The organism is Dietzia sp. DQ11-44 (genome assembly GCF_014145205.1).
Lineage (GTDB): Bacteria > Actinomycetota > Actinomycetes > Mycobacteriales > Mycobacteriaceae > Dietzia > Dietzia natronolimnaea.
The window spans coordinates 1-217 of sequence record NZ_JAALEC010000203.1 but is presented as its reverse complement, the minus strand read 5'-3'; the positions used below and the strand labels follow the sequence as shown (position 1 = coordinate 217).

The following is a 217-nucleotide window of genomic DNA, read 5'->3' as shown; positions in this document are numbered from 1 at the left end:
CTCATCCGGTTCCCTTGGGGGTGAGCTCGACCATCAGCTTGCTGATGCCGCGAACGAAGTTGGACTGCACGTACTCCGGCTCACCGACGACATCGATCCTCTCGAAGCGTGGGAGCAGCTCTTCCCAGAGGATCCGCAGCTGCATTTCGGCCAGTCGGTTGCCCATGCACCGGTGTACGCCGAACCCGAAGGAGATGTGGTTGCGGACGTTGGCCCG

At 62.2% G+C, this 217-nt stretch carries 1 protein-coding gene; it reads right to left on the bottom strand.

Annotation, left to right across the window (positions count from 1 at the left end):
- Position 1: 1 nt before the first annotated feature.
- Positions 2-217: cytochrome P450 (locus G6018_RS06210; RefSeq protein ID WP_182639178.1), on the bottom strand; the 216-nt coding region annotated here is incomplete at its 5' end.